At 49.5% G+C, this 26,314-nt stretch carries 20 protein-coding genes; 5 read left to right on the plus strand and 15 right to left on the minus strand.

Going from position 1 to position 26,314, the window contains the following annotated elements; all coding sequences use genetic code 11:
• Window positions 1-63 precede the first annotated feature (63 nt).
• Complete coding sequence (locus NDK19_RS07475) at window positions 64-702, minus strand: cytochrome c (protein ID WP_250631240.1); 639 nt, start codon at window positions 700-702, stop codon at window positions 64-66.
• A gap of 106 nt (window positions 703-808) precedes the next feature.
• Between NDK19_RS07475 and NDK19_RS07480 the strand changes: the two genes are divergently transcribed.
• The gene (locus tag NDK19_RS07480) at window positions 809-1,669 is read left to right on the plus strand and encodes a prohibitin family protein (RefSeq protein WP_250631241.1); all 861 of its coding nucleotides are present in this window, start codon (window positions 809-811) and stop codon (window positions 1,667-1,669) included.
• An 80-nt stretch (window positions 1,670-1,749) separates the two neighbouring features.
• A complete protein-coding gene (locus tag NDK19_RS07485; protein WP_250631242.1) occupies window positions 1,750-2,364 on the plus strand; it encodes an outer membrane beta-barrel protein in 615 nt (204 codons plus the stop codon).
• Window positions 2,365-2,540: 176 nt separating this feature from the next.
• Here the strand turns inward: NDK19_RS07485 and NDK19_RS07490 are convergent, their stop codons facing one another.
• The 8 genes from NDK19_RS07490 to NDK19_RS07525 all read right to left on the minus strand — a co-directional run bounded on the left by NDK19_RS07490 (window position 2,541) and on the right by NDK19_RS07525 (window position 11,939).
• A complete protein-coding gene (locus NDK19_RS07490; RefSeq protein ID WP_250631243.1) occupies window positions 2,541-3,839 on the minus strand; it encodes a UDP-N-acetylmuramoyl-tripeptide--D-alanyl-D-alanine ligase in 1,299 nt (432 codons plus the stop codon).
• A gap of 14 nt (window positions 3,840-3,853) precedes the next feature.
• On the minus strand, window positions 3,854-6,271 hold the full coding sequence (locus NDK19_RS07495) for an alpha-ketoacid dehydrogenase subunit alpha/beta (protein ID WP_250631244.1): 2,418 nt from the start codon (window positions 6,269-6,271) through the stop codon (window positions 3,854-3,856).
• 44 nt (window positions 6,272-6,315) lie between these two features.
• Complete coding sequence (locus tag NDK19_RS07500; protein ID WP_250631245.1) at window positions 6,316-7,251, minus strand: 2-hydroxyacid dehydrogenase; 936 nt, start codon at window positions 7,249-7,251, stop codon at window positions 6,316-6,318.
• A gap of 73 nt (window positions 7,252-7,324) precedes the next feature.
• A complete protein-coding gene (gldJ, locus tag NDK19_RS07505) occupies window positions 7,325-8,590 on the minus strand; it encodes a gliding motility lipoprotein GldJ (protein WP_250631246.1) in 1,266 nt (421 codons plus the stop codon).
• A 125-nt stretch (window positions 8,591-8,715) separates the two neighbouring features.
• A complete protein-coding gene (locus NDK19_RS07510; RefSeq protein ID WP_250631247.1) occupies window positions 8,716-9,657 on the minus strand; it encodes a glycosyltransferase family 2 protein in 942 nt (313 codons plus the stop codon).
• 3 nt (window positions 9,658-9,660) lie between these two features.
• Window positions 9,661-10,716, minus strand: a complete 1,056-nt coding sequence (locus tag NDK19_RS07515) for an agmatine deiminase family protein (RefSeq protein ID WP_250631248.1) — start codon at window positions 10,714-10,716, stop codon at window positions 9,661-9,663.
• A gap of 80 nt (window positions 10,717-10,796) precedes the next feature.
• Window positions 10,797-11,480 carry an FKBP-type peptidyl-prolyl cis-trans isomerase gene (locus NDK19_RS07520; protein ID WP_250631249.1) on the minus strand — a complete coding sequence of 228 codons (684 nt, stop codon included), beginning with the start codon at window positions 11,478-11,480 and terminating at the stop codon, window positions 10,797-10,799.
• A gap of 72 nt (window positions 11,481-11,552) precedes the next feature.
• Complete coding sequence (locus NDK19_RS07525) at window positions 11,553-11,939, minus strand: hypothetical protein (protein WP_250631250.1); 387 nt, start codon at window positions 11,937-11,939, stop codon at window positions 11,553-11,555.
• Between the two features lie 111 nt (window positions 11,940-12,050).
• On the opposite strand from NDK19_RS07525, the gene NDK19_RS07530 reads away from it, so the two are divergent.
• The 3 genes from NDK19_RS07530 (at window position 12,051) to NDK19_RS07540 (ending at window position 16,981) form a co-directional block, all read left to right on the plus strand.
• Complete coding sequence (locus NDK19_RS07530) at window positions 12,051-14,741, plus strand: cation-translocating P-type ATPase (protein WP_250631251.1); 2,691 nt, start codon at window positions 12,051-12,053, stop codon at window positions 14,739-14,741.
• Between the two features lie 62 nt (window positions 14,742-14,803).
• Window positions 14,804-15,193, plus strand: coding sequence for a lipocalin-like domain-containing protein (locus NDK19_RS07535; RefSeq protein WP_250631252.1), 390 nt, complete (start codon window positions 14,804-14,806; stop codon window positions 15,191-15,193).
• 186 nt (window positions 15,194-15,379) lie between these two features.
• Window positions 15,380-16,981 carry a Na/Pi cotransporter family protein gene (locus NDK19_RS07540; protein WP_250631253.1) on the plus strand — a complete coding sequence of 534 codons (1,602 nt, stop codon included), beginning with the start codon at window positions 15,380-15,382 and terminating at the stop codon, window positions 16,979-16,981.
• On the opposite strand, the gene hemH is transcribed toward NDK19_RS07540, so the two are convergent.
• The 6 genes from hemH to NDK19_RS07570 all read right to left on the minus strand — a co-directional run bounded on the left by hemH (window position 16,978) and on the right by NDK19_RS07570 (window position 26,266).
• A complete protein-coding gene (hemH, locus tag NDK19_RS07545) occupies window positions 16,978-18,003 on the minus strand; it encodes a ferrochelatase (protein WP_250631254.1) in 1,026 nt (341 codons plus the stop codon). The genes NDK19_RS07540 and hemH overlap by 4 nt on opposite strands.
• A 158-nt stretch (window positions 18,004-18,161) precedes the next feature.
• Window positions 18,162-21,599: a methylmalonyl-CoA mutase family protein gene (locus tag NDK19_RS07550; RefSeq protein ID WP_250631255.1), complete on the minus strand. Its 3,438-nt coding sequence runs from the start codon at window positions 21,597-21,599 to the stop codon at window positions 18,162-18,164.
• Between the two features lie 171 nt (window positions 21,600-21,770).
• Window positions 21,771-22,505, minus strand: coding sequence for a lipoyl(octanoyl) transferase LipB (gene lipB, locus NDK19_RS07555; RefSeq protein WP_250631256.1), 735 nt, complete (start codon window positions 22,503-22,505; stop codon window positions 21,771-21,773).
• A gap of 3 nt (window positions 22,506-22,508) precedes the next feature.
• Entirely contained in the window at window positions 22,509-24,635 is a 2,127-nt protein-coding gene (gene ppk1 / locus NDK19_RS07560) for a polyphosphate kinase 1 (protein ID WP_250631257.1), read from the minus strand.
• A gap of 81 nt (window positions 24,636-24,716) precedes the next feature.
• Window positions 24,717-25,661 (minus strand): ribose-phosphate diphosphokinase, encoded by a 945-nt coding sequence (locus NDK19_RS07565; RefSeq protein WP_250631258.1) that lies wholly within the window; start codon window positions 25,659-25,661, stop codon window positions 24,717-24,719.
• 119 nt (window positions 25,662-25,780) lie between these two features.
• On the minus strand, window positions 25,781-26,266 hold the full coding sequence (locus tag NDK19_RS07570) for a hypothetical protein (protein WP_250631259.1): 486 nt from the start codon (window positions 26,264-26,266) through the stop codon (window positions 25,781-25,783).
• Between the last annotated feature and the right edge of the window lie 48 nt (window positions 26,267-26,314).

Below are 26,314 nucleotides of genomic sequence, written 5' to 3' on the forward strand. Positions count from 1 at the left end.
TTTTACGAATGTAAGCGTAACAAAATTAAAGAAGCAAAATCAATAAAAAAATATTTTTACGGATTACTTCTTCAATGTGCCGATGTAAGCGGCTACCGCCTTGATGTCTTGTTCGGAAAGTGCCTTTTTGTATTTGGGCATGGCATTTTTTCCGTTGGTGATAATCTGCACGGCTTCCTCCGCGCTCAGTTGGCTAACCGCCAGATTTTTGGCACCTGCTGCGCCGAGTGCACCATCTTCGCCATGGCAAACCACACAGTTGGCATCGTAAACTGCCTTTCCGTGCAACTGAATATCGTAACCGCTTTGCGTGGCATCGGTTACTACCCCTGCTGCCAATTCCTGTACGGGTGCGTTGCGGCTCATTTCGGCAAGGCCGTAGGAAACCAGCAGCAGCACAAAAGACAGTGTAGCCAGCGCTTTATTGCTGCGTTTAAAACCAACAACAGCCAGCGGAATAGAGGCAAAAACAGCAGCAATTTTAATCCACATGTATATATGAATTTGTGGCAATTGGAACAGCATCACAGCCCCCGTCAGCAGAAAAAGTGTGCTGACAATCATTTCGGGAATGCGTATTATCTTCTTGAAACGCTCCAATGTGTCGGTTTTGTTGGCCAGCAAAAGGGCTGTTTTTACCAGATAGATGAGCAAGAAAAGCACTACAACCAATTTGTGCGTGTGCAATAGTCCGGTGAACATGAGAAAAGAGATTTTTTAGGTGATTTCCTCAAAAATACGGCATCAGTGCTTAACTTGAATCAAGATTTGACCGTAAAACAGATTAACAACCTTTAACAAACGACATATGAAACGCAGTATCACCATATTGATAGTGGTAGTTTTGGTGGCTACCGTCATGTTCTCCACGGTTTCATGCACGCGGATTGATGCGGGCTATGTAGGCATCAAGGTTAATCTGTACGGACAAGACAAAGGCGTGCAGGACATTACCGAAGTTACGGGCATGGTTTGGTACAACCCCGTTACAACTGCCATCTATGAGTTCCCGACCTTTGTACAGCACAAGGTATGGACTGCCGAGCTTACCGAAGACAGCCCGGTGAATGAAGAATTTACCGTTACTACCCGCGACGGTTTGAGCCTTTCCTTTGACGTAGGCTTAGACTATCAGGTAATTCCCGAGCGGGTGCCCGATATTTTCCGCACCTACCGCAAAGATTTGCGCCAGATTACCAATGAGTTTATCCGCACCATGGTACGCAATGCGCACAACAGTGTAGCCTCTACTTACACTGCCGAAGACATGGTATCTAAGCGCGGTGATTTTGAAGCGGAAGTAGAAAAAATACTGCGCCGCGACTTGCAAAAAGCCGGCTTTGAAATTCAGCAAATCGGTATTATTGGCAAAATCCGTATGCCTGCCACATTGGAAGAAGCCGTTAATGCCAAAATCAAGGCTGTGCAAGACGCCATCAGGGCAGAAAACGAAAAGCAGCGCATCATTGCCGAAGCACAGAAAAATATAGAACAAGCCAAAGGCGAAGCCGAAGCCATCCGCATTCGCGCTGAGGCAGAAGCCAATGCCAACAAGCTGATTACCAGCACACTATCTCCTTTGCTTTTGCAAAAAATGTACATTGAAAAATGGGACGGCAAATTGCCTGTTTACGGACAAACGCCGCAGTTATTTAAAAATATCAACTAATATCGCTGCACTCCGATAAATCGGGCAACCTTTTTGCAATGCAACCTGTCTGTTACCTCTAAATCAATCATACTTCAACCATGAAAAAAGTTCTTATAATTTTTTGCATCCTTGCTCTGCCGGCAGCCGCATTTGCACAGTTGGGCATCCATGGCGGCCTTAAATTAGGCGGCGGCGTTTCGCAAATCAATTTTGAAAAAACCAACACGCAAGGGGGCGGTGCATTTGTACCCGGCGATGCTCGCGTAAGTTTTCATGGCGGCGGCTTTTTGCAGGCCAAAGTATTAGGCATTTTACTGCGGCCTGAAATCTACTTCACCTCCATTGGCAGCCAAGCTATTTTTGAAAGCCAAAATGTACAACAGGTACAAACACAAGTTAAAAACTACAACATCAACCGCGTAGATGTACCTATTTTGGTAGGTTTCAGTATGTTAAAAGTACTGCGCGTCAATGGTGGCCCCGTCATTAGTGCAACAGCAGGCAATAACACAACCGTCAATCAAAAGTTGAACAGCGCAACGGTAGGTTTGCAATTGGGCGTAGGCTTAGATTTTGGAAAGTTAGGAATTGATGCCCGCTACGAAGGCAGTTTCAGCAACATCAGCAACGACCTTACGCTTGGCGGCTTTACCTTCCCAGCCGACCAGCGCATCCGTCAGTACATGGTCAGCCTGAGTTATCGCCTTTTCTAAAACCAAGTTGAATTACCCGCTGCCTATGTGATAATCTGCATGTTTTGAATTGCATTTTGCAAATGGCAAACAGGCAGGCGAATAATGCAGCAATAGGGACAGAGAATGCGCTGTCCCTATATTTTTTTCATAGCATCATTGGTGCTCCCAAAGTTAGTACAGAGGTTAAAACAGCCCTACAAAAGGTCTGTGATGGTTTCCAACCCCATACCGCGCGAACCTTTGAGCAAAATGTAGCTGTTTTGGATGGGATTGCCCTGCAACCACTCGGCAAGTGCGGCTTTGTGCTCAAAAAACAGGGCGGAATCGTCGGCTTGGCGAATGTCATAAAATGCCTTCCCGCAAAGCAATACGCATGCAAATCTGCTTTGCATGGCTTTTTCGGCTATTTCGCGGTGTTTGGCGGCACTGTAACTGCCTAATTCAAACATATCCCCCAAAATCACCACCTTGTTGGTTGCAGGCATCTGCGCAAAACTGTCTAAGGCTGCTTGCATGCTCGAGGGGTTGGCATTGTAAGCATCCATAATCAGCGTATTACTGCCCGTTTTTCGCACCTGCGAGCGATTGTTGGTAGGTACATAAGCGGCAATAGCCTGATGAATATCTGCTGCCGGAACATTGAAATAAGTTCCCACGGCAATCGCCGTCAGGATATTGTCAAAATTATACGCGCCGATGAGCTGTGTCTCGTGTGTATGGCCTTCGGTGTCTTTGTAGCAAATAAACGGTGTTGTTTCTAACAGCTCCGCACAGGCAAACGTATTGTGCAGGCCGTAGTAAATCGGTCGGGGGAATTTTTTACCCAACTCAGCCAGCAGCGGATTGCGGACATTGACAAAGGCTTGTCCTTTGCTTTGCGCCAAATAGTCAAACAATTCGCTTTTGGCACGGATGACTCCTTCAAAGCTGCCGAAACCTTCTAAATGCGCTTGTCCGATGTTGGTAATCAATCCGAAATCTGGCTCGGCAATGCTGCAAAGCTCGGCTATATCGCCGATATGGTTGGCGCCCATTTCAATGACCGCCATTTCTGTTTCGGGGCGAATTTGCAACAGGGTCAGCGGCACACCAATGTGATTATTCAGGTTGCCCTGTGTGGCATGGGTGCGGTACTTCCGACGCAGCACCGCCGCCACTAATTCTTTGGTAGTTGTTTTACCATTGGTGCCCGTAATGGCAATAAACGGTATTTGCAACTGTCGGCGATGATGGCGCGCCAACGATTGCAGGCTTTCTAACACATTTTCCACCAACAAAAATCGGTCGGATGCAATCACCGAAGGGTTATCTACGACCGCATAGGCTGCACCTTGTTTCAGTGCTTGCGCTGCAAATTGGTTGCCGTCAAAATTAGCACCTTTCAAAGCGAAAAACAGACAGCCGTCGGGCAGTTGGCGGCTGTCTGTACTGACTACCGGATGTTGGCAATAATGCGTATATAGTTGTTCGGTAGTGATATGGGCTGTTTGCATCTATGGCAAATGGCTTAGTAAATTTCAGGATACCTTGTCGGACTTACCTCGTGCATTATGCTGTAAACCGCATCAAAAATATCTTCGGGATTGGGTTTGCTGAAATAGTCGCCATCGGAGCCGTAAGGCGGGCGGTGTGCTTTGGCAGCAATGCAAACAGGCTGTGCATCCAAGTACGGGAAAATATCCTGATTGTCCATTACCTGTTGGAGCATGTATGCCGAAGCGCCTCCCGGCACGTCTTCATCGGCAAAAATGACGCGGTTGGTCTTGCGCACCGATTGCCCGATGATGCCGTAGCGGTCAAAAGGAAGCAGCGTTTGCACGTCCACAACCTCTACGTCTATACCGAATTTTGCTAAATCCTCGGCGGCTTCCATCACGATGCGGCACATAGAGCCGTAGGTTACAATGGTGATGTCCGTTCCCTGACGAATCACTTCGGGCACGCCCAGCGGCACGGTAAATTCTCCTACGTTGTCGGGCAGGCGTTCTTTGAGGCGATAACCGTTGAGGCACTCAATTACCAATGCCGGTTCATCGGAGAGCAGCAGGGTGTTGTACATGCCCGCAGCTTGTGTCATATTGCGCGGCACAAGCACGTGCATACCACGCAAACTATTGATAATCATACCAATAGGAGAACCTGAGTGCCAAATACCCTCTAAACGATGGCCGCGTGTGCGTACAATCAGCGGTGCTTTTTGGCCGCCTGCCGTGCGGTAGTGCAAACAAGCCAAATCGTCGGAGAGTGTTTGGATAGCATAGAGCAGGTAGTCTAAGTACTGAATTTCGGTAATCGGGCGCAGGCCGCGCATGGCAGCACCAATGCCCTGACCAACAATGGTGGCTTCGCGAATACCGGTATCGCCTACGCGCAGTTCGCCGTATTTGGCCTGCAAGCCGGCAAATGCCTGATTTACATCACCGATTTTGCCCACATCTTCGCCAATGGCGAAAACGCGCGGGTCGCGGGCAAGCATGGCATCAAAGCAGGCCTGTAATACTTCGCGGCCATCTACCACGGGAGAGTTTTCGGAGTACACAGGCTTAACTTCGCGAACTAACAGGGCTGACTCGTCCGACTCACTCAATAAATGGGAATTGAAGCGGCGTTCGTTCTCTTTTTCAGCTTTTTTCACCCAATTTATCAATGCCTGACGGGCGGCGCTGTTCTGACCACGCAGCAGGCGCAACCCATGGCGGGCGGCTTTCATGGCATCCATGTGCTGTGGATTAATTGTGCGCTGATACTCGGAGCGCACCATGAGCAATTGCTCTTTCAGTGTGGCATCCGCACAAGTATCGGCGGCTTCTGCCAACAGACGCAGCACTTCCTGCTGGTCGCCTTTCATAGAATCTACAAAGGCAGCCCATGCATTGTTTTTTGCTTCCAATGCACGTTGTTTGGCACGGCGGTCTATCTCTTCCAGTTCCTCGGCAGTTGCATAGCCGTTGGCCATCATCCAAATTCCCATTTGCTTGATGCAGTCATATTCTGCTTCCCAAGCCAATCGCTCTTTGGATTTGTAGCGCTCGTGTGAACCCGAAGTAGAATGACCTTGCGGTTGGGTTAATTCCGTAACGTGAATCAGGCAGGGCACATGCTCGCGACGGGCAATGGCGGCTGCTGTCAGATAGGTCTGACACAACTCATCGTATTGCCAGCCTTTTACTTGAAACAGTTCAAAACCCGGTTCATTTTCGGTGCGCTGCAAGCCAATCAGAATTTTATAAATATCACCCTTGGTAGTATGGTATTCCTGCGGAACGGAGATGCCGTAACCATCGTCCCACACAGACATTACCATAGGCACTTGCAGTACACCTGCGGCATTTAAGGCTTCAAAAAACAAGCCTTCGGAGGTGGAAGCATTACCGATTGTACCGAAGGCAACCTCATTGCCTTGCACGGAAAAATCGGTCAGGTACGACAACTGCGGATTTTGGCGGTAGAGTTTGGAGGCAAATGCCAAACCGACCAAGCGCGGCATTTGTCCGGCCGTACAAGAAATATCGGCAGAGGAGTTGTATTGCTCCATCAAATTTTTCCACTTGCCGTTTTTGTCTAAACTGCGGGTTGCAAAATGGCCATTCATACAGCGCCCGCCGGTAGCCGGTTCTGCCTCTATGTCAGTATGCGCATAGAGCTGCGCGAAATATTGCTCCAATGTAAGCGCACCTAAGGCAAACATGAAGGTTTGGTCGCGATAGTAGCCGGAGCGGAAGTCGCCTTTGCGAAAGGCCTTGGCCATTGCAATTTGTGCAATTTCTTTTCCGTCGCCGAAAATGCCGAATTTGGCTTTTCCCATGAACACTTCTTTTCGCCCCATCAAACTTGCATGACGACTTTCGCAGGCAATGCGGTAGTCGTTCAGCACCTCTTCACGTGTCAGGGAAAAGTTAGCGGTTGAAACTTCGGTTTGTGCCATTATGTGTGTGTTTTCGGTTTGATTTTCAAGGCAAAAATAAGCATTTAAGCCGTAAGCTGCACTAATTTATCTACCAATACGCGGTTAATGCGCTCGTAGGATTCGTACGTCCAGCCTGCCACGTGAGGCGAAAAAATCACATTGGGCTGTTGCGTAAGCCATTCAAAATCAACTGCTTGCGCAGGAGTAAGTTTATCTAATTTTTCCTGCTCCAAAACATCCAGACATGCCCCCCGAAGTTTGCCGCTTTGCAGTGCTTCCCGCAACGATGCCAAAGGCACGATTTCACCGCGGGCAGTATTGACAAACCATATCGGATGAGCAAACCGATTAAAAAAATCCGTGTTTATCCAGCCGCGCGTTGCAGCAGTCAGCGGAACGTGCAAACTCAACACCTCTGCCTCTGCCCATAGTTGCTCGAGCGATGCTTCGGTTGCATAGGTATCAGAAAATCCGCTTTTGTATTTGTCATAGGCCAGTACACGACAGCCAAAACCGCTGAGCCGTTTGGCAAACGATTGCCCCATGTGTCCATAACCGATGATGCCAACGGTTTTGCCCATCAATTCGTAGCCGCGATTGGCCTCGCGCTGCCATATTTTTTGGCGCACCTGTGCATCGGCTTGCAGCAACTTATTCATCAGCGCCAGCAACATCCCCATTGCATGTTCGCCTACGGCATCCCGATTGCCTTCCGGTGCGTTAATCAGGGCTATGTTACAGGCTTGAAGTGCGGCCATATCTACTTGGTCGGTGCCTGCACCGGCACGCGCAAGCACTTCCAACTGTGTGGCCTTGCCAAGCAGTTCGGCATCTATGGGCGTTTTGGAGCGAACAATCATTACTTGGTAGTGGCCGACTATATCTAATATTTCCGCACGCGTAATTTGCGGCAAATAATCGGGGGCGAATCCTGCCTTTTCCAGCATCGGAAGCAGCGATTCGTGCATGGTGTCTATTATCAAAACTCGTTTTTGCATAGGGGCATTGTTAAAAAGCAGAAGAGCCATCCCTGTGAGGAATGACTCTTCCGACGATGAATGTCTTTGAATATTAGTGGTTGCCACCGGCGCGAATCATAGCACAACGGAAGCCAATGGTAGCTGTTGAAGAGTCTTCGGCAAAGTAGCGACGTGTACCTACGGCCAGCCAGTAAGCAACATCTTTCCATGAACCACCTTTGTACACACGCACTTTGTTGTCAATCAAACTGGTATTATTTCTGTCATACAAACGGGCAGGGTCTAAATATTCCGCGTCTTTTTGGCGATTGCCTCCGCCTGCCAGTTTCAGACCTTTGCCATCGGTACGAACAGGGTTAAGGTCGTTCATGTCTTCGTATGAAAGCGGGCGATACACGTCTTCCACCCATTCGTTTACGTTGCCTGCCATGTTGTACAAACCGTAATCATTAGGTGGATAAGCATAAATCCACTCGGTAATCATCGCACCGTCGTTAAGTTTGCCCGCAATACCGGCATAGTCGCCGCGTCCGCGTTTGAAGTTGGCAAGAAACTCACCCATTTGTCTGCCGTAAGGGTTGCGCAATGAGTGGCCGTCCCACGGATACAAACGTCCATAGTCCTGCATCTCGTCCAGATATTGCGTACCTACCAGACCTTTGGCGGCAAATTCCCATTCGGCTTCGGTAGGCAGGCGATAGCCCGGCAGTACAATACCACTTTCCAACGGGATGCGCTCTCCGGCTTTGGCTTGTGCTTTTTCTTCTTTGTTACCGTTTTTCAGGGCAAGGCCATTATTTACGGCTTGTGTACGCCATACGCAGTAGTTTACGGCCTGCCGCCATGAAACACCTACGACAGGGAAAAAGCGGAAACCGGGGTAACGCAGATAATGGTCAATGTAAGGGTCGTTAAAGGCAAGTTCAGCAGCCCACACGGTTGTATCGGGCAAGGCATCCTGATAGTATTGCTCACCGGAGTCGCGCACGTAGTGCAGGTATTCCAGCCAGTGAACATTGGCTACTTCGGTTTCGTCCATGTAGAAAGAGTTCACCGTAACAGTGCGCTCAATGTTATCCCGTGCACCCAGTACATCTTCTTCCTGTGAGCCCAGGATATGGCGACCGCCTTCAATATACACTAAGTTCGGCCCGTCGGGCTGACCTTTGAATTTGCGCAAGGCAAACTCATTGTTTTTGTTCTTACCGCTTCCGGAGCCATATTTCAAGCCCGTTGCAGTAGATTCTTTTCCGGGGTCTATACTGGTCGGTTTCTTGTTTTTGTTACAAGCGACAATAGTAAGCGCCAACAGAGCGACCAGACCGAAATTTGCTATCGTTTGAAAGCCTTTGTTCATAACGGTTTGCTTTATAAATTCAGCGAATGAAGTTCTCACCTTCAAAGGTATTTCTTTCACAAGTTTTTTGCCATTCTCCTGCAAAGAACGAAAAAAAAGAATCAATCGTATGCTATTTCCGCTTTTTACTTGGAGTCAAGGTTCGTTTCTCTGATGAAGTACAGTGGTCGGCGTTTGGTGTCCGTATTGATGCGACTGATGTATTCGCCTAAAATACCGATACCGATGAGCTGCACGCCACCCAGAAAAAGAATGGCAACAATAATGGATGTCCAACCCCTCTCCACGGGCAGATTGGTAAAATAGCGTATGTAAAACGAGATACATACGAAAAGGAAAGCCACCAAAGAAACCACGAAACCCATTACGGTAACAGCTTTAATCGGGAAGTTGGAAAATGCCGTGATGCCGTCTAAGGCAAAGCGCAGCATTTTGCGGTAGGTGTAGCCTGTTTTGCCGGCGTGACGTTCAGCACGGTCGTATTCCACATAGGTTTGTCTGTAGCCAATCCATGAGATTTGACCGCGCAGAAACTTGTTGGTTTCGGGCATTTGGCGCAGTGCTTCCACTACCTTTTTGTCCATGATGCGAAAATCGCCCGTATCTACCGGAATGCTGATGGTTGTAATAGCTGCCAAGATGCGGTAAAAAACCCGTGCGGTGAGCAGTTTCATAAAACTTTCGCCTTTGCGCCGCCGCCGTTTGGCATAAACTACCTCATAGCCTTCTTTCATTTTTGCGTACATCTCACCGATGAGTTCGGGCGGGTCTTGCAGGTCGGCATCAATAATGACCACTGCCTCGCCGCGGGCAGCATCTATACCCGCACTAACGGCTATCTGATGGCCGAAATTGCGGCTCAGGTCAATGTATTTTACTTCGGGGTGCGCCGCTGCCAATTGCCGCACCAAATCCAGCGTATTATCGCGGCTGCCGTCGTTAATGAAAATGAACTCATGCGTGAGTTGCAAGCCTCGCACTACGGCAGACAAACGCTCATAGAGCGGCTGAACATTCAGCGACTCGTTGTAAACGGGAATGATGACGGATAGGGCAGGTTTACTCATAGCTTACTCCGGTTCTTGTTGGCTGAGACAGTGGAAGGTGCCAAGCCCCCAGACAATATCGGTGCAATCCAAGCCGATGACGCGGCGGTCGGGGAAGCACTTTTGCAGGATTTCCAACGCCTGTTCGTCTTTGTCGCAGCGGAAAGTCGGCACAGCCACCACCGAATTGGCGATATAGAAGTTGGCATAAGATGCGGGTAATCGCATATCTTCATAAATCACCGCATCGGGCATGGGCAGCTCTATGATGTCCAATGGTTTGCCGTTGAGCAGACGCATGGTTTGCAGCGCTTTGAGGTTTTCCTGCAAAGGCTCGTAGTTTTCATCGTTTTTATTGTGTTCCACCACCGTAACTACGGTATGCGGATTGACAAAGCGCGTGATGTCATCCACGTGCCCGTCGGTATCGTCGCCTACGATGCCGTCGCCTAACCAAAGGACTTGCTCTATGCCGTAATAATCGGCCAGATACTGTTCAATCTGCGCCTGCGAAAGGTGCGGATTGCGGTTGGGGTTCAGCAGGCAGGAAGTAGTGGTCAGCACCGTTCCTTCGCCGTTGAAGTCCACCGCGCCGCCTTCCATCACAATGCCCGGGCGGAACATCGGCACTTGCAGGTAGCGGGCAATATGTACGGGAATTTCATTATCCAAATCGTGCGGCGGGTATTTTTCGCCCCATGCGTTGTAGTTCCATTTCACTACTGCCTTGCGCTCGGCTGCATTTGGGTTGATGACGAATGCAGGGCCATGGTCTCTGCACCACGCATCGTTGGTCGGGAACAGGTGGAAATGGATTGCCGAGAGGTCTGCACCTACTGCCTGCAAATGTTGCAGGGCAAATTGCTGCATCGCCTCATCGGCTACGTTGATATGTACCTGTTCGCCCGTGGCAACTGCCTTGATAAATTCGGCATAAACAGGGAAAATGGTATGAATTTTTCCGGGCCAAGATGCCTCTTTGTGCGGCCAACTCAACCAAGTGGCGCGGTGCTTTGCCCACTCTGCGGGAAAACTGTATCCCAACGACTTGGGCGTCGCGCCCGTTATTTCTTGAAACATGGATGATTAGTGATTGTGATTCACGTAAATAAACCTGACGGGTTTTGGAAACCCGTCAGGTTTGAGTCTTGTATTTCAATTTACTCAACCCCCAACAATTCAACCTCAAAAAACAGCGTAGCATTGGGCGGAATAACGCCGCCTGCACCGCGGCTGCCATAGCCCAAGTTAGCAGGAATCAGCAGTACCGCTTTTGTGCCAACTTTCAGCTTGGCAATGCCTTCGTCCCAGCCTTTAATGACTTGTCCTTGCCCTAAGGTGAAAGAGAACGGCTGTCCTCTGTCCACCGAACTGTCAAACTTGGTGCCGTCTTCCAAGTAGCCTGTGTAGTGTACAATTACGTTTTTACCGTTGGGCGGCAGTTCGCCGTTGCCTTCCTGTATAATTTTAATGCCTAAACCGCTCGGCTGCATCGTAAAGCCCAAGCGACGCTCTACCAGCGACCAGTTTTGCAACGCTTCCTGAATAAACAGGATTTCCACCGCGCTGATTTTCAGGTTTTTATCGTTGGCTATACCGAGTAAATAAGCGGTGTCATTGGCCTTTCCGACGTTCACTTTGCGGGCAGTTTTGCCGTTGAGCAGGTAGAAAAAGTTTTGCTTTTCCTTAAACTGTGCACAAAGTCCGCTGAATGTAGCGGATGTATGGCAATAGTCGGCAGGGGTGGTTTGTTTAGGCAGGCAGTTGTTGCAATTGTTGTTCTGTGCCTTTGCGGCAAATAAAGGAAGCGCGCAGGCAGCAAGAAACAGCACGATTTTTTTCATGTCCGTATTTTTCGGCAAAGTTATGCAAAACTTTTGCCGTACTATGGGTAGGGTGAAAATTTCGGAAGTACACTAAGCCGCAGAGTGCGCGGCCTGATGCTGCTGCAAGAGCCATTTCAGGCTTTCCTCGGGTGTATTAAACAGCTTGATATCGCGCCTGCCCGCAAAGAGGAAAATAGAGTTCAACATGAGTTTGGTCAGGTCGTTAAAACCGCATACGGACGATGCCAGAATATGCGGCTTGTTATCGCGTGACATTTCCTTGGCATAGGCTATCAAATCGCTGTTGTAGCGGGCATTGGTAACATTAATCAGGCTTAAAACCGACTTAGGCGGACGGTGTTTGCAATTTTCACGGCATTGCCGCAGGGCTTCCAATCCTTTTTCCGGCGTAGCATCACTCAAATCGGTATAGAGAATTTCTACTCCTTCATGGACAATAAATCGGCTGTAAATCATAGCGTAGGCGTTTGTTTCAATATGCGTTATTGGCTGTGGAAGATAGTTTTTTCTACGTGATTTTGCCAAAGATTGTTTATTTTGTTTCCGCTAAAACAACCAAACTTCACTATGCAACCCCATCAACTCTCGCCTGAGGATGTTTTACAACACCTGCAAACGTTTCGCAGCGGCCTTTCCGACAAAGAAGTACAAGCACGCCGCAGGCAATATGGCTACAACGAAATCCCCGAAGCAGGCAGGCAACACTGGGCACTGATTTTTCTCAAACAGTTTAAAAGTCTTTTGGTATTTATTCTGCTCGGTGCGGCTGCCATTTCTTGGGCAACGGGGCACGAGGCGGATATGTACGTGATTCTGGCAGTGATTGTTATCAACGCAAGTATCGGTTTTGCGCAGGAAATCCGCGCGGAGAATGCGGTAGCCTCGCTTAAAAGTATGCTTGTGCCGCTGGCAAAGGCATTGCGCAACAACGAAAAAGTAACACTGCCTGCCCGCGAACTTGTGCCGGGCGACATCATCATTTTGGAAGAAGGCGACAGTATCCCTGCCGATGCGCGTCTGATAGAGGCCAAAAACCTGCGCGCCATAGAAGCACCGCTCACGGGCGAATCGGTTCCCGTACAGAAAACAACGGAAAGCCTGCCTGCCGAAACTCCGATGGCAGACCGCCGCAACATGCTCTACAAAGGCACTTTCATTGCGGGCGGCTATGCGCTGGCAGTGGTTACGGGCACAGGCATTGATACGGCCATTGGCGAAATTGCGCTGTCGCTCAGCAAAATCAAGCCCGACAAAACGAATTTCCAGAAAAAAACCGATGCGCTGGCAAGGCAGATGGCCATTATTGCTGTGGCAAGTGCAGCCCTGCTTTTTAGCATTGCTTACTTTTATCAACAAGGTACATTAGACGAAGTATTGCTGGTGGCCATTGCTGCCATGGTTTCTTCCATTCCTGCCGGGCTGCCTGCCGTGCTTGCCATCGTGCTTGCCATTGGTGCCAACCGCATGGCAAAACGCAATGCCATTGTGCGCGAATTTACCGCCACCGAAACGCTGGGCGCAGTTACCACCATCATTACCGACAAAACGGGTACTCTGACCCAAAACACGCTCACCGTGCGCAAGGTGCTTGTGCCCGATATGCCCGAATGGGACATCACGGGCGAAGGCTGGTCGCCCATAGGCAATTTTATGCACGACGAAACCGTGATTGACCCCAAGGACGTGCCTGCTCTTGCCCAACTACTGACCATCTGTGGTTGGAGCAACAATTCGGACATTCAACACGATAAAGAAAAGGACAGCTACAAACTTATTGGCGACCCGACCGAAGGAGCACTTTTGGCATTGGCACGCAAGGGCGGCTTCTTTCCCAAACAAGACACAAGCATTCAAAAAATAGATGACCTGCCGTTTAACTCTAACCTGAAAATGCGCGCCACACTGGTTCAGAACAAAGGCAAGAAACAGTTGCTCGTAGTAGGCGCGCCCGAAAAGGTGCTAACCAAATCGGTGCAGGTATCCACTGCCGAGGGTATTGTGCCCATGAGCGATGAATGGATGCATCGGCTAAGGCACCAAATGGACGAGTGGTCGCTGCAAGCCATGCGGGTAATTGCACTTGCTTGGCATGAAGAAACGGAGGACATTACGCACGTAGAAGAAAATCATTTGCAAAATCTGACCTTTGCGGGAATTGTGGGCATGATAGACCCGCCGCGTCCCGATGTGCGAGATGCGGTGGCAGCCTGCAAACGCGCCGGTATCCGCGTTATTATGGCCACGGGCGACCATATCAATACGGCTATTGCCATTTCACGCGCAACGGGCATCATAGACGGCACGGAACAACACCAAATCCTCGCCCTCACCGAGCAGCAACTGCTCATGTTGGACGAGAAAGAGTTTGAACAAGTGGTGCACACCACCAACGTATTTGCCCGATTGACACCCCATATGAAACTGCGCATTGCCGAAAAATTGCAGGCAGGCGGCGAGCTGATTGCCATGACCGGCGACGGGGTAAACGATGCCCCCGCACTCAAACGCGCCGACGTGGGGGTTGCCATGGGCATTATGGGTACGGACGTAGCCCGCGACTCTGCCAAGGTTGTGCTGGCAGACGACAACTTTTCTACCATCGTAAACGCCGTTGAAGAAGGAAGAATCGTGTTTACCAATGCACGACAGACAAGTTTCTACCTGCTGACTACCAATTTTGCCGAAATTATTACGCTGATTATGTCTATTTTGTCAGGCTTGCCGATTCCGCTGACCGCTACGCAGATTTTATGGCTCAACTTAGTAACCGACGGCGTAGGTGATATTTCGCTGGCCACCGAAAGCGGGCACGGCGATATGCTCAACCAAAAACCTGTCAATCCGAAGGAAAACATCCTCAATGCCGAAGTGTTCCCTTTTCTGCTCATCAATGCAGGGTTGATGACACTACTCACACTGGCTGCCTTCAAATGGTTTTTGCCCGACGGTATAAACAAAGCCCGCTCGGCGGCTTTTATCGTAATGGCTTTTTGTCAGTTGTACAATGTGTACAACATGCGCTCGCTGCAACTTTCCATCTTTGAAGTTGGCTTTTTCACCAATCGGTACATCAACGTGGCGATGATATTTTCGCTTATCGTTCAAGTAGCCATTATAGAAGTTCCGTTATTGGCGCAAATGTTCCATTTTGCACCGGTCTCTTTCGGCGAATTTGCCACTTTGGCACTTGCTGCATCGGGCGTATTGTGGTTAGGTGAGTTGTATAAACTGATTCGCTATCGCCGCTCTACCAAGTAGGCAGGTAATTATGGCAGGGTTATTGATAATTTCTCCCAAGTTATCAAACTTTTCATACAAATATGGCGAAAAATGTATCTAAGTTGGTGTTATTGGGGTTCTTGATGTTTGCGGCCTCCTGCTCACATCGCTTGGCAGGCACATGGAACATTCAAAAGTATGAAGTCAGTGCGGCCGGGCAAGCCGGCGCCACTTTGACTAACATTGGCACCATCACTTTCCGCAACAACGGCAAAGGCGTAAAAAACCTGAATTACAACATCTTAGGAGTAGCCAAGGAAGACAAAATCCCCTTCCGATGGACAGCTACCGACACCTATGTTACCATAGACAGCAAAGGCTCGGATTTGGGCAAAACGTGGTTGTTCATAGAAAACAAAAAAAAGTCGCAGGTTTGGAAAGCCACCGACGGAGCCAATCAGGTGCAAATACTGGAATTGCGCAAGCAATAAGTTATACAAAAAGCGCAAGTGTTGTGCAGAGATTTTTTTATGTAAATTACTGGTAAACAGCGACTTAAAACCCGAAAGAAATTAGAGACCCGTCGGTTTTTTGTATAAAGGCCACAAAAAAAGCCGACAGTTTTTTGAAAACTGTCGGTTTTTTGCATCTTAGAGCATCTGATTTTTTTTGACGCTATGGATTGGAGTGAGATTCAAGTGTGGCCTGTGTTGGCAGGGTTAGGTTTATTCCTGTTTGGTATGCTGATGATGGAAGAAGCGCTCAAAGCCCTTACCGGGCGCTCTTTTAAGAAATTTTTGCGAAAGCATACCAATAATTCCATCAAAGCAGTGCTTTCCGGTGCGCTGATTACAGCCATTTTACAAAGCAGTTCTATGGTATCGCTGCTGGTCATGTCTTTTGCCGGAGCAGGCATTATCGGGCTGAAAAACGGCATCGGCATCATTATGGGGGCTAACTTAGGCACAACCATGACGGGTTGGTTGGTGTCGCTCATCGGTTTCAAACTCAATATTGGGGCAGCCATTTTGCCCTTTTTGGCCATTGGCGGCTTAGGGACAATCTTCCTTAAATCGGAAAAACCGGTGCAGTTCAGCAAGTTGCTGATGGGTTTCAGTTTCCTGTTTTTGGGGCTGGACTATATGAAAAACGGCTTCATGGTATTTGCCACCCACTTTGATTTTAGTTTTCTGCAAGGCAAACCGGGGGGGTTGTTTGTGCTCATCGGCATGGCCTTGTCCGCATCCATTCAGTCAAGTTCGGCAGCCATGATGATTTTTCTTTCTTCGCTTGCCGCAGGTATGGTTTCACTGCAACAGGCCTTTTACTTGGTCGTAGGCAGCGACATTGGCACAACCATCACGGCAGTAATTGCAACAGTTCATGGCAACACCATTCGCCGTCAGGTAGGCTGGTCGCAAGTGGGTTTCAACGTAGTCAATGCATTGTTTGCCTTGCTGATAATGAACGGGTTTTATTACCTCATAACCGATTGGATGGCCATTAAAGACCCTCTCATCGGGCTGGTAACTTTCCACAGTTTGTTGAACCTGAGCGGCATTATTTTGCTGCTGCCTTTTCTCAATCCCTTAACGCGCCTGCTGGAAAAGCGAATTGTCAATGGCAGTGAGCGGATTGCGCACTATCTGGGCGTCGTCAATCCGCAGGAAGGCCACGCAGCAGCCGAGGCATTGCAAAAAGAATCCATCCATTTTATCGGTCATGCCATTGCGGTCAATGAATATTACTTCCAACTTGCCGCACCGGAGGAGGGCAGCCCCAACGACGCTTATTTTACGCTCAAAAGTTATGAAGCCGAGGTAGTGGAGTTCTACATGCAAACCCTGCAAAGCGAACTTGCCAAAGAGGAAGCCGTCAAAATCAACAATTTGACGGCCAGCATTCGCAATGCCACCCTTTCCGTGAAAGATTTGAAAGATACCAAACACAACTTAGACGAACTCAACAATAGCGCAACGGACATCCTCTATCAGTTCTATCAGAAGTTGCAGAGCAATCAGCAGCATTTTTACAACGAAATAAAGACCCTGCTGCATCATTTTCCACTGATTACAGCCGACGACATTGCCCCCATCAGTCAGGCGCAAGGCAGATTTTATCAGGATGAGGTTAATGCGCTTTACCGTATTTTTATGGAAACGCAAGAAATGAACATTGCCTCATTGCTCAATACTGTTCGCGATATCAATAACTCCAATGAGTCGCTGATTCGTTCCGTTACCTACCTGATAGCATCGCCGCCACATGCAGACGATTAATTGGCAAGTACCATGTCTTTCAATGCCTGTACCCATCGGGGGTGATTGTTCAGGCTTTCAACCATTTGCCAGTGTTCCCCACCTTTTTCTTCAAAAAGTTCTTTGTATTCTTCGCCGATTTCAATGGTTGTTTCCAAACAATCCGCCACAAATGAGGGGGAAAATGCCAGAATGCGCTTTTTGCCTTCGGCTACCAATTTTTCAATGGTTGCATCGGTGTAGGGCTGAATCCATGGGTCAGTGCCTAAGCGCGACTGAAAACTCGTGGTGTATTGGTCGGGTGTAAGCCCAAGTTCTTTCGCCAACAGCCGCGAGGTTTCAAAACACTGCGCGCGATAGCAAAGGCGATTGCCTTCATGATAGACGGCACAGCAATTGGCATCGGTAATGCATCGCTTGTTGGGGTCGGCTTTGCGCAACTGCCGCTCCGGCAACCCGTGATAGGAGAATATGACATGGTCAAACGAGTGTTGCTCCATGTATTTACGCCCTAGTTCGGCATACACGGAAATCATGGTGGGGTTATCGGCGTAGGTATCCAGCAAAGTAACGTGCGGTATTTGCTCCCATTGGCGCAGGCAGCGCATCACTTCGTCGTGTACCGAGCCGGTAGTGGCAGAGGCATACTGCGGGAACAGCGGCAGCACAATGATTTTACGGATTTGCTCTATACGCAACTTGTCCAGTTCGCTTTCAATGCTTGGGCTTTGGTAGCGCATGGCCAGCCGCACGGTATAGCCTTCGCCCAACTCTTGTTGCAGCATTTGTTGCACATCCTGACCGTAGAACAGCAGCGGTGAACCGCGCTCTGTCCACAACTCTTTATATACCTTCGCCGATTTAGGCGCACGGAAAGGTGCGATAATCAGATTGACTAACAGGAATCGTCCCAGCGCACCGATATCTACCACGCGGCGGTCGGAAAGAAATTCGCGCAGGTATTTTCGCACATCGGCCGGTGCGGGTGAGTCGGGAGTACCCAAATTGACCAGTAAAACTGCAGTGTGGGGCTTAGTAGGCATGGTTTTCACAGCGGTTAAATCAGCGGCAAAATTAGCGGATTTGGATAAAGGCATTTTCAATTGCTCAACTGTTTATTTTATCGGTCAGCCCTTCTGTGGCGCAGGGCTGACCGATGTTTTGCAACAGATGATGCTTGATAAAGCCAACTTTCGGCGTTCTACATATTGCGGCGATATTTGCCGCCAACCTCATATAAAGCCGATGAAATCTGTCCCAAACTGCATGTTTTAACGGTTTCCATCAACTCTTCAAAGATGTTGCCGCCGGAAAGTGCCGTTGCCTGCAATTGACGCAATGCGTTTTTGCCCTCATCGGCATAAGCACTTTCAAAGGCACGCAGCGAGCGGATGGCGTACTCTTTCTCTTCGGTAGTTGAGCGGCGCACTTCGGCGGGGATAATCGTAGGCGAGCCGTTCGGGTCTAAGAATGTGTTCACCCCGATAATGGGCAGTTCGCCGTTGTGTTTCAGGGTTTCGTAGTACATGCTCTCCTCCTGAATCTTGCTGCGCTGATACATGCGCTCCATCGCTCCCAATACGCCGCCGCGCTCCGAAATGGCGCGAAACTCTTTCAGCACGGCTTCTTCCACCAAATCGGTAAGTTCTTCAATAATGAACGAGCCTTGCAACGGGTTCTCGTTCTTGTTCAAGCCCAACTCTTTGTTGATAATCAACTGGATAGCCAAGGCACGGCGTACGCTTTCCTCCGTAGGCGTAGTAATGGCCTCGTCGTAGGCGTTGGTGTGCAGGCTGTTGCAGTTGTCGTACAGCGCATAGAGTGCCTGCAAGGTGGTACGAATGTCGTTAAAGGCGATTTCCTGTGCGTGCAGGCTGCGTCCCGAAGTTTGGATGTGGTATTTCAACTTCTGACTGCGTTCGTTGCCTTTGTACTTGTACTTGATGGCTTTTGCCCAAATGCGACGCGCTACGCGACCCAATACCGAATATTCCGGATCCATGCCGTTTGAGAAGAAGAACGACAGGTTCGGTGCGAAATCGTCTATGTGCATACCGCGGCTAAGGTAGTATTCCACAAACGTAAAGCCGTTGGACAGCGTAAATGCCAGCTGGCTGATGGGGTTTGCACCCGCCTCGGCGATGTGGTAGCCGCTGATGGACACCGAGTAGAAATTCTGGACGTTTTTATCTACAAAATACTGCTGAATGTCGCCCATCATGCGCAGGGCAAACTCGGTGCTGAAAATGCAGGTGTTTTGTGCTTGGTCTTCTTTGAGAATGTCGGCCTGAACGGTTCCGCGTACCTGACGCAGCGTATCGGCTTTGATTTTGTCGTATACTTCGCGGGGCAGCACGCGGTCGCCCGTAGTACCGAGCAACAGCAGCCCCAGCCCGTCGTTACCTTCGGGCAGGCTGCCCTGATAGGCGGTTTCGGTGGGTTTGAGTTTGGCCTGCACCTCTTCCAGCAGCCCGTTTTTGCGGATGTAAATTTCGCATTGCTGGTCAATGGCTGTGTTGAGGAACATTGCCAAAATGGCAGGTGCAGGCCCGTTGATAGTCATGGAAACCGAAGTGGCGGGGTCGCACAAATTGAAGCCCGAATACAGTTTTTTGGCATCGTCCAATGTGGCTACGCTTACGCCCGAATTGCCCACTTTGCCGTAGATATCGGGGCGATGGTCGGGGTTTTCGCCGTAGAGCGTAACTGAGTCAAAAGCCGTGGAAAGGCGTTTGGCAGGCATCCCCTTAGAAAGGAAATGGAAGCGGCGATTGGTTTTTTCCGGGCCGCCTTCGCCTGCAAACATACGCGCCGGGTCTTCGCCCTCGCGTTTGAGCGGGAATACGCCCGCCGTGTAAGGGAAAAATCCGGGCGTGTTTTCGGTCAGCAGCCAAGTGAGGATATCGCCCCAGTCTTGGTATTTGGGCAGCGCCACTTTCGGGATTTTCAGCCCTGAAAGTGAAGTTGTATAAAGGTCTTGCGTGATGACTTTGTCGCGTACCTGAAAATAGTACTTGTCGGCGCGGTAGCGTTTTTTAACCTCCTCCCACGATTCCAGCAAGCGGCGGCATTCGGGGTCTAAGCGGTCGGAAAGGCTCTGATACTGCGCAATCAGGTCTTTGAGGTAATCGGGCTCGCCTTGTACGTACTCAATGGCACGAACGGCGCTTTTTTCCTCTCCCTCAGCAACGGTAACATCAATGCGCTTCTGCCCAATGCCTTCGCGCAGGTGCTGAATAGCTCCCTGCAGCTGGTACATTTTGCGGGCAATGGCGCTCTGTTCTTTAACAAATTGCTTGTATTGGTCTAACGTTTCGCAAATTTCGGCCAAGTAGCGCGTGCGGTCGGGCGGAATAATCGGCTTGGGCAGCGAAGTGAGCGGCGAGTCGCTCTCGCTCATATCGGCATGAATCCAATCCAGCAGGATGCCGCGGCTTTCCATGCGTTCGCGCAGTTTTGCCATTGTTTTGCCAAACAGCAAATTGGTTCCCGCATCGTTGAATTGGCTGGCAATCGTACCGAAAACAGGCAATTTTTCGTCGGGCGTATCCCACAAGTTGTGGTTGCGGCGGTACTGCTTGCGCACGTCGCGCAGAGCATCCAACGAACCGCGCTTGTCAAATTTATTGATAGCTATCAGGTCAGCAAAGTCCAGCATGTCAATTTTTTCAAGCTGTGTTTGTGCGCCAAACTCGTTGGTCATCACATACAGCGAAACATCGGAATGTTCAATAATTTCTGTGTCGGACTGCCCGATACCCGAAGTTTCCACAATCACCATGTCAAAAGCAGCAGCTTTGCAGATGTCAATGGCCTGCTGCACGTGGCGGCTGAGCGCCAAATTGCTCTGACGGGTTGCCAGCGAGCGCATGTACACCCGCGGGCTGTCGGCGCTGTTCATGCGGATGCGGTCGCCTAACAGTGCGCCGCCTGTTTTGCGCTTGGAAGGGTCAACGGAAATGACGGCTAATTTGCGGTCGGGATATTCGTACAAAAAGCGGCGAATCAGTTCGTCCACCATGCTGGATTTACCTGCTCCGCCTGTTCCCGTAATGCCCAGCACGGGCACATCGGCACGGGGCTGTACGGCCACTTTCGCGTACACTTCGGGATGGTTTTCGGCCAGTGAAATCAGCCTGCCCAAATGCGCGGGGTTGTTCCAATCAATCTTTTTGTGCCCTTCGGTAAGGAAACAGGAAGCCTGCAAAGGGTCAAAATCTGACTTTTGCATCAAGTCATTAATCATGCCTTGCAAACCCATTTGCCGCCCGTCGTCGGGGCTGTAAATGCGGGTGATACCGTAGGCGTGCAGTTCCTCTATTTCGGTAGGCAGGATAGTGCCGCCGCCGCCGCCGAAAATGCGGATGTGCCCGCAGCCGCGTTCCTGCAAAAGGTCATAGATGTATTTGAAATATTCCACGTGCCCGCCTTGGTAGGAAGTGATGGCAATAGCCTGTACATCTTCCTGAATGGCACACTCCACTACTTCGCGTGCCGAGCGGTTATGTCCTAAATGAATCACCTCCGCTCCCGTCGCCTGCATCATGCGGCGCATCAAATTGATGGCGGCATCGTGCCCGTCAAAGAGTGAGGCGGCAGTTACAATGCGGATTTTGTGTTTGGGTTGGTAAGGTAGCATGGATTTGTGTTATTTTGGTCAGGCAAATTTAGGTGGTTTTGACCTGATTAGCGTACTACATTACTTGATGTTTGCTTTGTCATAAAAACGCAAGGGCAGAAGCGTTTTGCGTGCTTGTGCCCCTGTGGTAATTATCGGCTATTTGACCAACTGCTTAGTTCGCTATCCGAATTAACCGTGTATCTGTTCTTCTGTTATCAGGTGCATTTGGAACAAATTGGCCAAATGGCGGCGCATTTTTGCAGCCACTTCTTCCATCGGAACGGGATGCCCCAACTCTGCCTGCAAGGATGTTACTGCTTTGTCGCTGATGCCGCAGGGCACAATGTAGCCGAAATAGTCAAGATTGGTATTGACATTGAGCGCAAAGCCGTGCATGGTTACCCAGCGACTGGTTTTCACACCAATGGCACATATTTTCCGCGGGTTAATCTGTGCTTCGTGGTCTATCCAAACGCCTGTGAGTTTGTCTATCCTGCCTGCCTGTATGCCATATTCTGCCAGCGTGAGGATGACGGCTTCCTCAATCAGGCGTAGATATTGGTGAATATCGGTAAAAAAATTTTCCAAATCTAAAATGGGATAGCCTACCAACTGCCCCGGCCCGTGGTAGGTGATGTCCCCCCCGCGATTGATGCGGAAAAAAGAAGCACCTACCTCGGCCAGCCGCTCTTCATTGAGCAGCAAATGAGTGTCTTTACCGCTTTTTCCTAAGGTGTAAACGTGCGGATGTTCGCAAAAAAGCAGGTAGTTATCGGTCGGGATGTGGCGATTTTCTGCACGTGCAGCAATTTTTTTAGCTACTACCGACTGAAAAATTTGCTCCTGATAGTCCCATGCTTCGCGGTAGGGCATCATCCCCAGCCAGCGATACAGGACTTCTTTATTGGGGTTGGGGTAAGTCATTGTTTACTCCTGCGGATACTTGTTTTTCAGGTATTCGTAAAAGGCGATTTGCGCACGCACCGGCTTGCCTTTGCGCTTCACATATTTGTTACTGAAGCGGGCATCTACTATGCGGCTCTTCTGGTTGTCGTTCAACTGAATGTTCAGCATATCCAGCACCTCCTGTTTCAGAGATTCATCCTTGATGGGGAATGCCACTTCCACGCGGTCGCTCAGGTTGCGCGTCATAAAGTCGGCCGATGAGCAGTAGAGTAGCCGCTTGCCGCCGTGATAGAAGTAGTAGCAGCGGGCATGTTCCAGAAAACGGTCAACAATGCTGATAATGCGGATGTTTTCGCTTTGGCCTTTTACCCCCGGTTTGATACAGCAGATGCCGCGGATAATCATGTCAATCTGTACGCCCGCATTGCTGGCTTCGTAGAGTTTTTCAATTATCTCGCGGTCTTGTATGCTATTCATTTTCAACAGGATATATCCTTTTTCGCCGGAGCGTACCGCGTCAATTTCCGCCTGAATGAGTTGGTAGAGTTGTTTGCGCATAGAGTAAGGCGCAATCAGCAACTCTTTGGACTCAATGCGCTCTGTTTTGCGGCGCAGAAAGTCGTAGTGTGTCAGCAACTCATCGGTCAGTTGGGGGTCGGCAGTGAATAGCCCGACATCGCCGTACACACGTGCCGTTTTTTCGTTGAAATTACCTGTGCCAAAATAGGCATAGCGCTTTTGTACGCCATGGTGGCGGTAAGTAACCACACAGGTTTTGGAGTGTACTTTCAGGCCGGGGATGCTGTACAGTACTTTGGCACCTGCCCGCACCAGTTCGTTGCTCCATTTAATATTATTTTCTTCGTCAAAGCGGGCTTTTACTTCTATAAATACGGTTACTTCTTTGCCGGCTTTGGCAGCGTGAATCAATGCACTCACTACTTTGGAGTTGCCCACTGCCACCCGATACAGCGAAATGCGAATTTTGCTGACGTGCGGATTTTCGGCAGCCTCCCAAAGGAATCGGCTCAGGTAGTCGTAGGTTTGATACGGGAAGTGAATCAGCCAATCGCGCTTCTCTATGGCCTCAAAAATGCTGGGTGCATCGTCTAATTCTTTGATGCGCAGCGCCGGCAGCGGTTCGTTTTCCAATTCGGGAGAAAACGGATTGGGGAAATTCATCAAATCTCTGAAATTGTGGTAGCGCCCGCCCGCAACAAGGTCAGCATCGGTTAGCCCCAGTGCTTTTTTCAGGGCACGCAAGAAATCATCAGGCATTCGGCTGTCATACAGGAAGCGCGAAGGCACGCCCAAGTTGCGCTTGGCAAGGCTTTTTTTGATTTTATCTACCAAATTGCCCGTATGTTCGTCATAAATGTAAAGTTCTGCATCGCGGGTCATTTTGATAGAATAGACCTCATCGGGGCTGACCTTAGGAAACAATTGATGGATGAACAGGCGAATTACATCATCCAAACTGATGATATAGTAACGGTCGCCTATTTCGGGCATCAATAAAAAACGCGGCAGTGCATTGGTCGGAATTTCAATCAGCGCATACACATAGTCGCCTTCGTTGTCAGGAAAGCGGACAGCATGGTAAATCATGTCGCTTTGCAGAAAGACCACACCTACGTTTTCGTGGATGTAGGTAGGGTTCATCAGCGGCATGACGTAGGTATAGAAGTACTCTTTAAGAAACTCGTGCTGGTCTTGGTTGACGTCTTCGTTGCCGATAAAGTAAATTCCGTGCTGTTTCAGCTCTTCGGTTAGGTCGCGGAACAGTTGCAGGTACTCGGCGCGCTGCTTTTGCACAATGCGCTTTACCTGTTGCAAAATTTTGGCAGGGTCAAAATAGAGTCGTTTCTGTGTTTTCTTTTTCAAAGTAGCCAGCCCGCGCAGATAGGCAACGCGAACTTTGAAAAACTCATCCATATTGGATGAGTAGATGGCCAGAAATTTAATTCGCTCATACAGTGGCACGGTGGGGTCTTTGGCCTCCTGCAATACCCTGTAATTAAATGCCAACCAACTTACATCTCGGTCGTTAAAATCATAAGCGGGCATTTGTGGCATATCCTCTGCCGGTAAGGGGGGTAATACACCTGCGGGCAGAGGTTCAGGGATGCTATTTTCAGGGCTTATCATACGTACAAACTCGTTTTAATAATCATACCATTGGGTTTGGCCGTCGGCCACACCCTGCACATTTCCGACACATCAGTTTTACTAAAATTGCGGCCGCCCCAGCGAAGCAAGTGTTTCGTCTATCAGACCGGCTACACTGACCAAATGTACGAACTCGCCGGCGAATTGCAAAGCATTGGGGTGTGTGTCGGTTACAACAATACGTTCAATCAGTTCGGATTGTTGTAGGCGGCTTACGGCATTGCTGCTGAAAAGGCCGTGTGTGGCAATCACAAAAATGCGGTCGGCACCTGCTTCCTTGTAGGCTTTGGCAGCCTGAATCAGGGAGCCGCCCGTGCGAATCATATCGTCGTAAATGACCACGTCTTTGCCTTTTACATCGGCATTTACGCCTGTGAGGTGGGTTTCCGTGCCGCTTATGCGTTTTTTATAGACAAACGCTGCCGAAACCTGCATGTCGTTGGCAAGCGATTCTACCCACTTGGCACGCCCCGCATCGGTAGATGCCAGAATGAAATCTTCACCGGCCAACTCTTTGGCGGCTTTGATAATCAGCGGCTTGGCGTAAAGGTGCATGGTGCGGATACCGCCCTCAAAATAGTGGGAAATACCCTCGGCGTGCAGGTCTATGCAAATCACGCGGTTGCCGAAGTAGGCCTGCGGCACCGAAGACAGCAAGCGGGCGCGGGTTTTGGCCGTTACAATTTCACCGACTTTTGTGCTGCGTTCCATGGTGGCATAACCATAGAACGGAATAATAATGTTCAGTTTGCGCACGCCGTATTCTACCAGTCCGCAGGCAATATCATACAATTCCAGCGTTTCGGTATCGGAAATGGTGCCGCCAATGAGTACCGCTTCTTTGTACTCCACATAGGACAGGATGCGGTAATAGTGCTCTCCGTCGGGGAAAGTGTTGGTTTCCAGCTCGCCTTCTTCGTATTGCCCCGATGCCAGCAGGTTGCAACGAAGGTGGCTATAGCTGCGCGTAGCGAACAGTATCATGCGGTCGTGTATCGGATTCATCGTTGTCAGTCAGTTTTGTACAAATGTAAAACAACGGAAGTACTTTCCGCAAAATGTGAAGATTTGCCGCAAATTTGCCCGCAGAGGCAAACTCTACGGGCAACCAATGAATAGTGCAGCTATTGCACCAAACGATTGTTAATCAACTTAGCCCATCGCTGTGCCAATGACTCTTCATTGCCCAACTGCTCACGGATGGAGCGGTTGTAAAATTCCAGAAAAGCAGATGGATGCCCTTGTTTGGCATGTAACTGCAAACCTATCTGCGCGATTACCTGATAGCTGCCCGATGAGCCGCTAACCACTTCGCGTCTGACCACACACTCGCATAAGCGCATATCGGATAAGGTGATTACCTGATACGCATCGCTGCCTGTCTGTGTATGTTGCAGAAAAAATAAATATTTCGCCTGCGTATCTATGCCTATGGCAATATAATCGTCGTAGGCATATTCGCCTATTTGCGTGTGATAATCGGCAGCTATGCGGTTCAATGCTGCACGCAAGCGGGCTGCATGGGCTCTTCGGCCATTTGCAGCTGCAATAAGAGGGGTCATCACGACAGCCAAAGCTATCGCGCTGATAATAAAAATTCCTGTGTCCACGAGATGTTTTTGTAAAATAATAGTTGATGATGTAAAAAAATAATGCGC

Source organism: Rhodoflexus caldus (assembly GCF_021206925.1).
GTDB lineage: Bacteria > Bacteroidota > Bacteroidia > Cytophagales > Thermoflexibacteraceae > Rhodoflexus > Rhodoflexus caldus.

What these genes read in the sequence shown, in the direction of transcription:
- ppk1 (WP_250631257.1), bottom strand. Translation starts at nt 24,635, where the DNA reads ATGATAAGCCCTGAAAATAGCATCCCTGAACCTCTGCCCGCAGGTGTA.
- NDK19_RS07530 (WP_250631251.1), top strand. Translation starts at nt 12,051, where the DNA reads ATGCAACCCCATCAACTCTCGCCTGAGGATGTTTTACAACACCTGCAA.
- NDK19_RS07520 (WP_250631249.1), bottom strand. Translation starts at nt 11,480, where the DNA reads ATGAAAAAAATCGTGCTGTTTCTTGCTGCCTGCGCGCTTCCTTTATTT.
- NDK19_RS07480 (WP_250631241.1), top strand. Translation starts at nt 809, where the DNA reads ATGAAACGCAGTATCACCATATTGATAGTGGTAGTTTTGGTGGCTACC.
- NDK19_RS07565 (WP_250631258.1), bottom strand. Translation starts at nt 25,661, where the DNA reads ATGAATCCGATACACGACCGCATGATACTGTTCGCTACGCGCAGCTAT.
- NDK19_RS07515 (WP_250631248.1), bottom strand. Translation starts at nt 10,716, where the DNA reads ATGTTTCAAGAAATAACGGGCGCGACGCCCAAGTCGTTGGGATACAGT.
- NDK19_RS07490 (WP_250631243.1), bottom strand. Translation starts at nt 3,839, where the DNA reads ATGCAAACAGCCCATATCACTACCGAACAACTATATACGCATTATTGC.
- NDK19_RS07495 (WP_250631244.1), bottom strand. Translation starts at nt 6,271, where the DNA reads ATGGCACAAACCGAAGTTTCAACCGCTAACTTTTCCCTGACACGTGAA.
- NDK19_RS07475 (WP_250631240.1), bottom strand. Translation starts at nt 702, where the DNA reads ATGTTCACCGGACTATTGCACACGCACAAATTGGTTGTAGTGCTTTTC.
- NDK19_RS07550 (WP_250631255.1), bottom strand. Translation starts at nt 21,599, where the DNA reads ATGCTACCTTACCAACCCAAACACAAAATCCGCATTGTAACTGCCGCC.
- hemH (WP_250631254.1), bottom strand. Translation starts at nt 18,003, where the DNA reads ATGCCTACTAAGCCCCACACTGCAGTTTTACTGGTCAATTTGGGTACT.
- NDK19_RS07535 (WP_250631252.1), top strand. Translation starts at nt 14,804, where the DNA reads ATGGCGAAAAATGTATCTAAGTTGGTGTTATTGGGGTTCTTGATGTTT.
- NDK19_RS07525 (WP_250631250.1), bottom strand. Translation starts at nt 11,939, where the DNA reads ATGATTTACAGCCGATTTATTGTCCATGAAGGAGTAGAAATTCTCTAT.
- NDK19_RS07540 (WP_250631253.1), top strand. Translation starts at nt 15,380, where the DNA reads ATGGATTGGAGTGAGATTCAAGTGTGGCCTGTGTTGGCAGGGTTAGGT.
- gldJ (WP_250631246.1), bottom strand. Translation starts at nt 8,590, where the DNA reads ATGAACAAAGGCTTTCAAACGATAGCAAATTTCGGTCTGGTCGCTCTG.
- NDK19_RS07510 (WP_250631247.1), bottom strand. Translation starts at nt 9,657, where the DNA reads ATGAGTAAACCTGCCCTATCCGTCATCATTCCCGTTTACAACGAGTCG.
- NDK19_RS07485 (WP_250631242.1), top strand. Translation starts at nt 1,750, where the DNA reads ATGAAAAAAGTTCTTATAATTTTTTGCATCCTTGCTCTGCCGGCAGCC.
- NDK19_RS07500 (WP_250631245.1), bottom strand. Translation starts at nt 7,251, where the DNA reads ATGCAAAAACGAGTTTTGATAATAGACACCATGCACGAATCGCTGCTT.
- lipB (WP_250631256.1), bottom strand. Translation starts at nt 22,505, where the DNA reads ATGACTTACCCCAACCCCAATAAAGAAGTCCTGTATCGCTGGCTGGGG.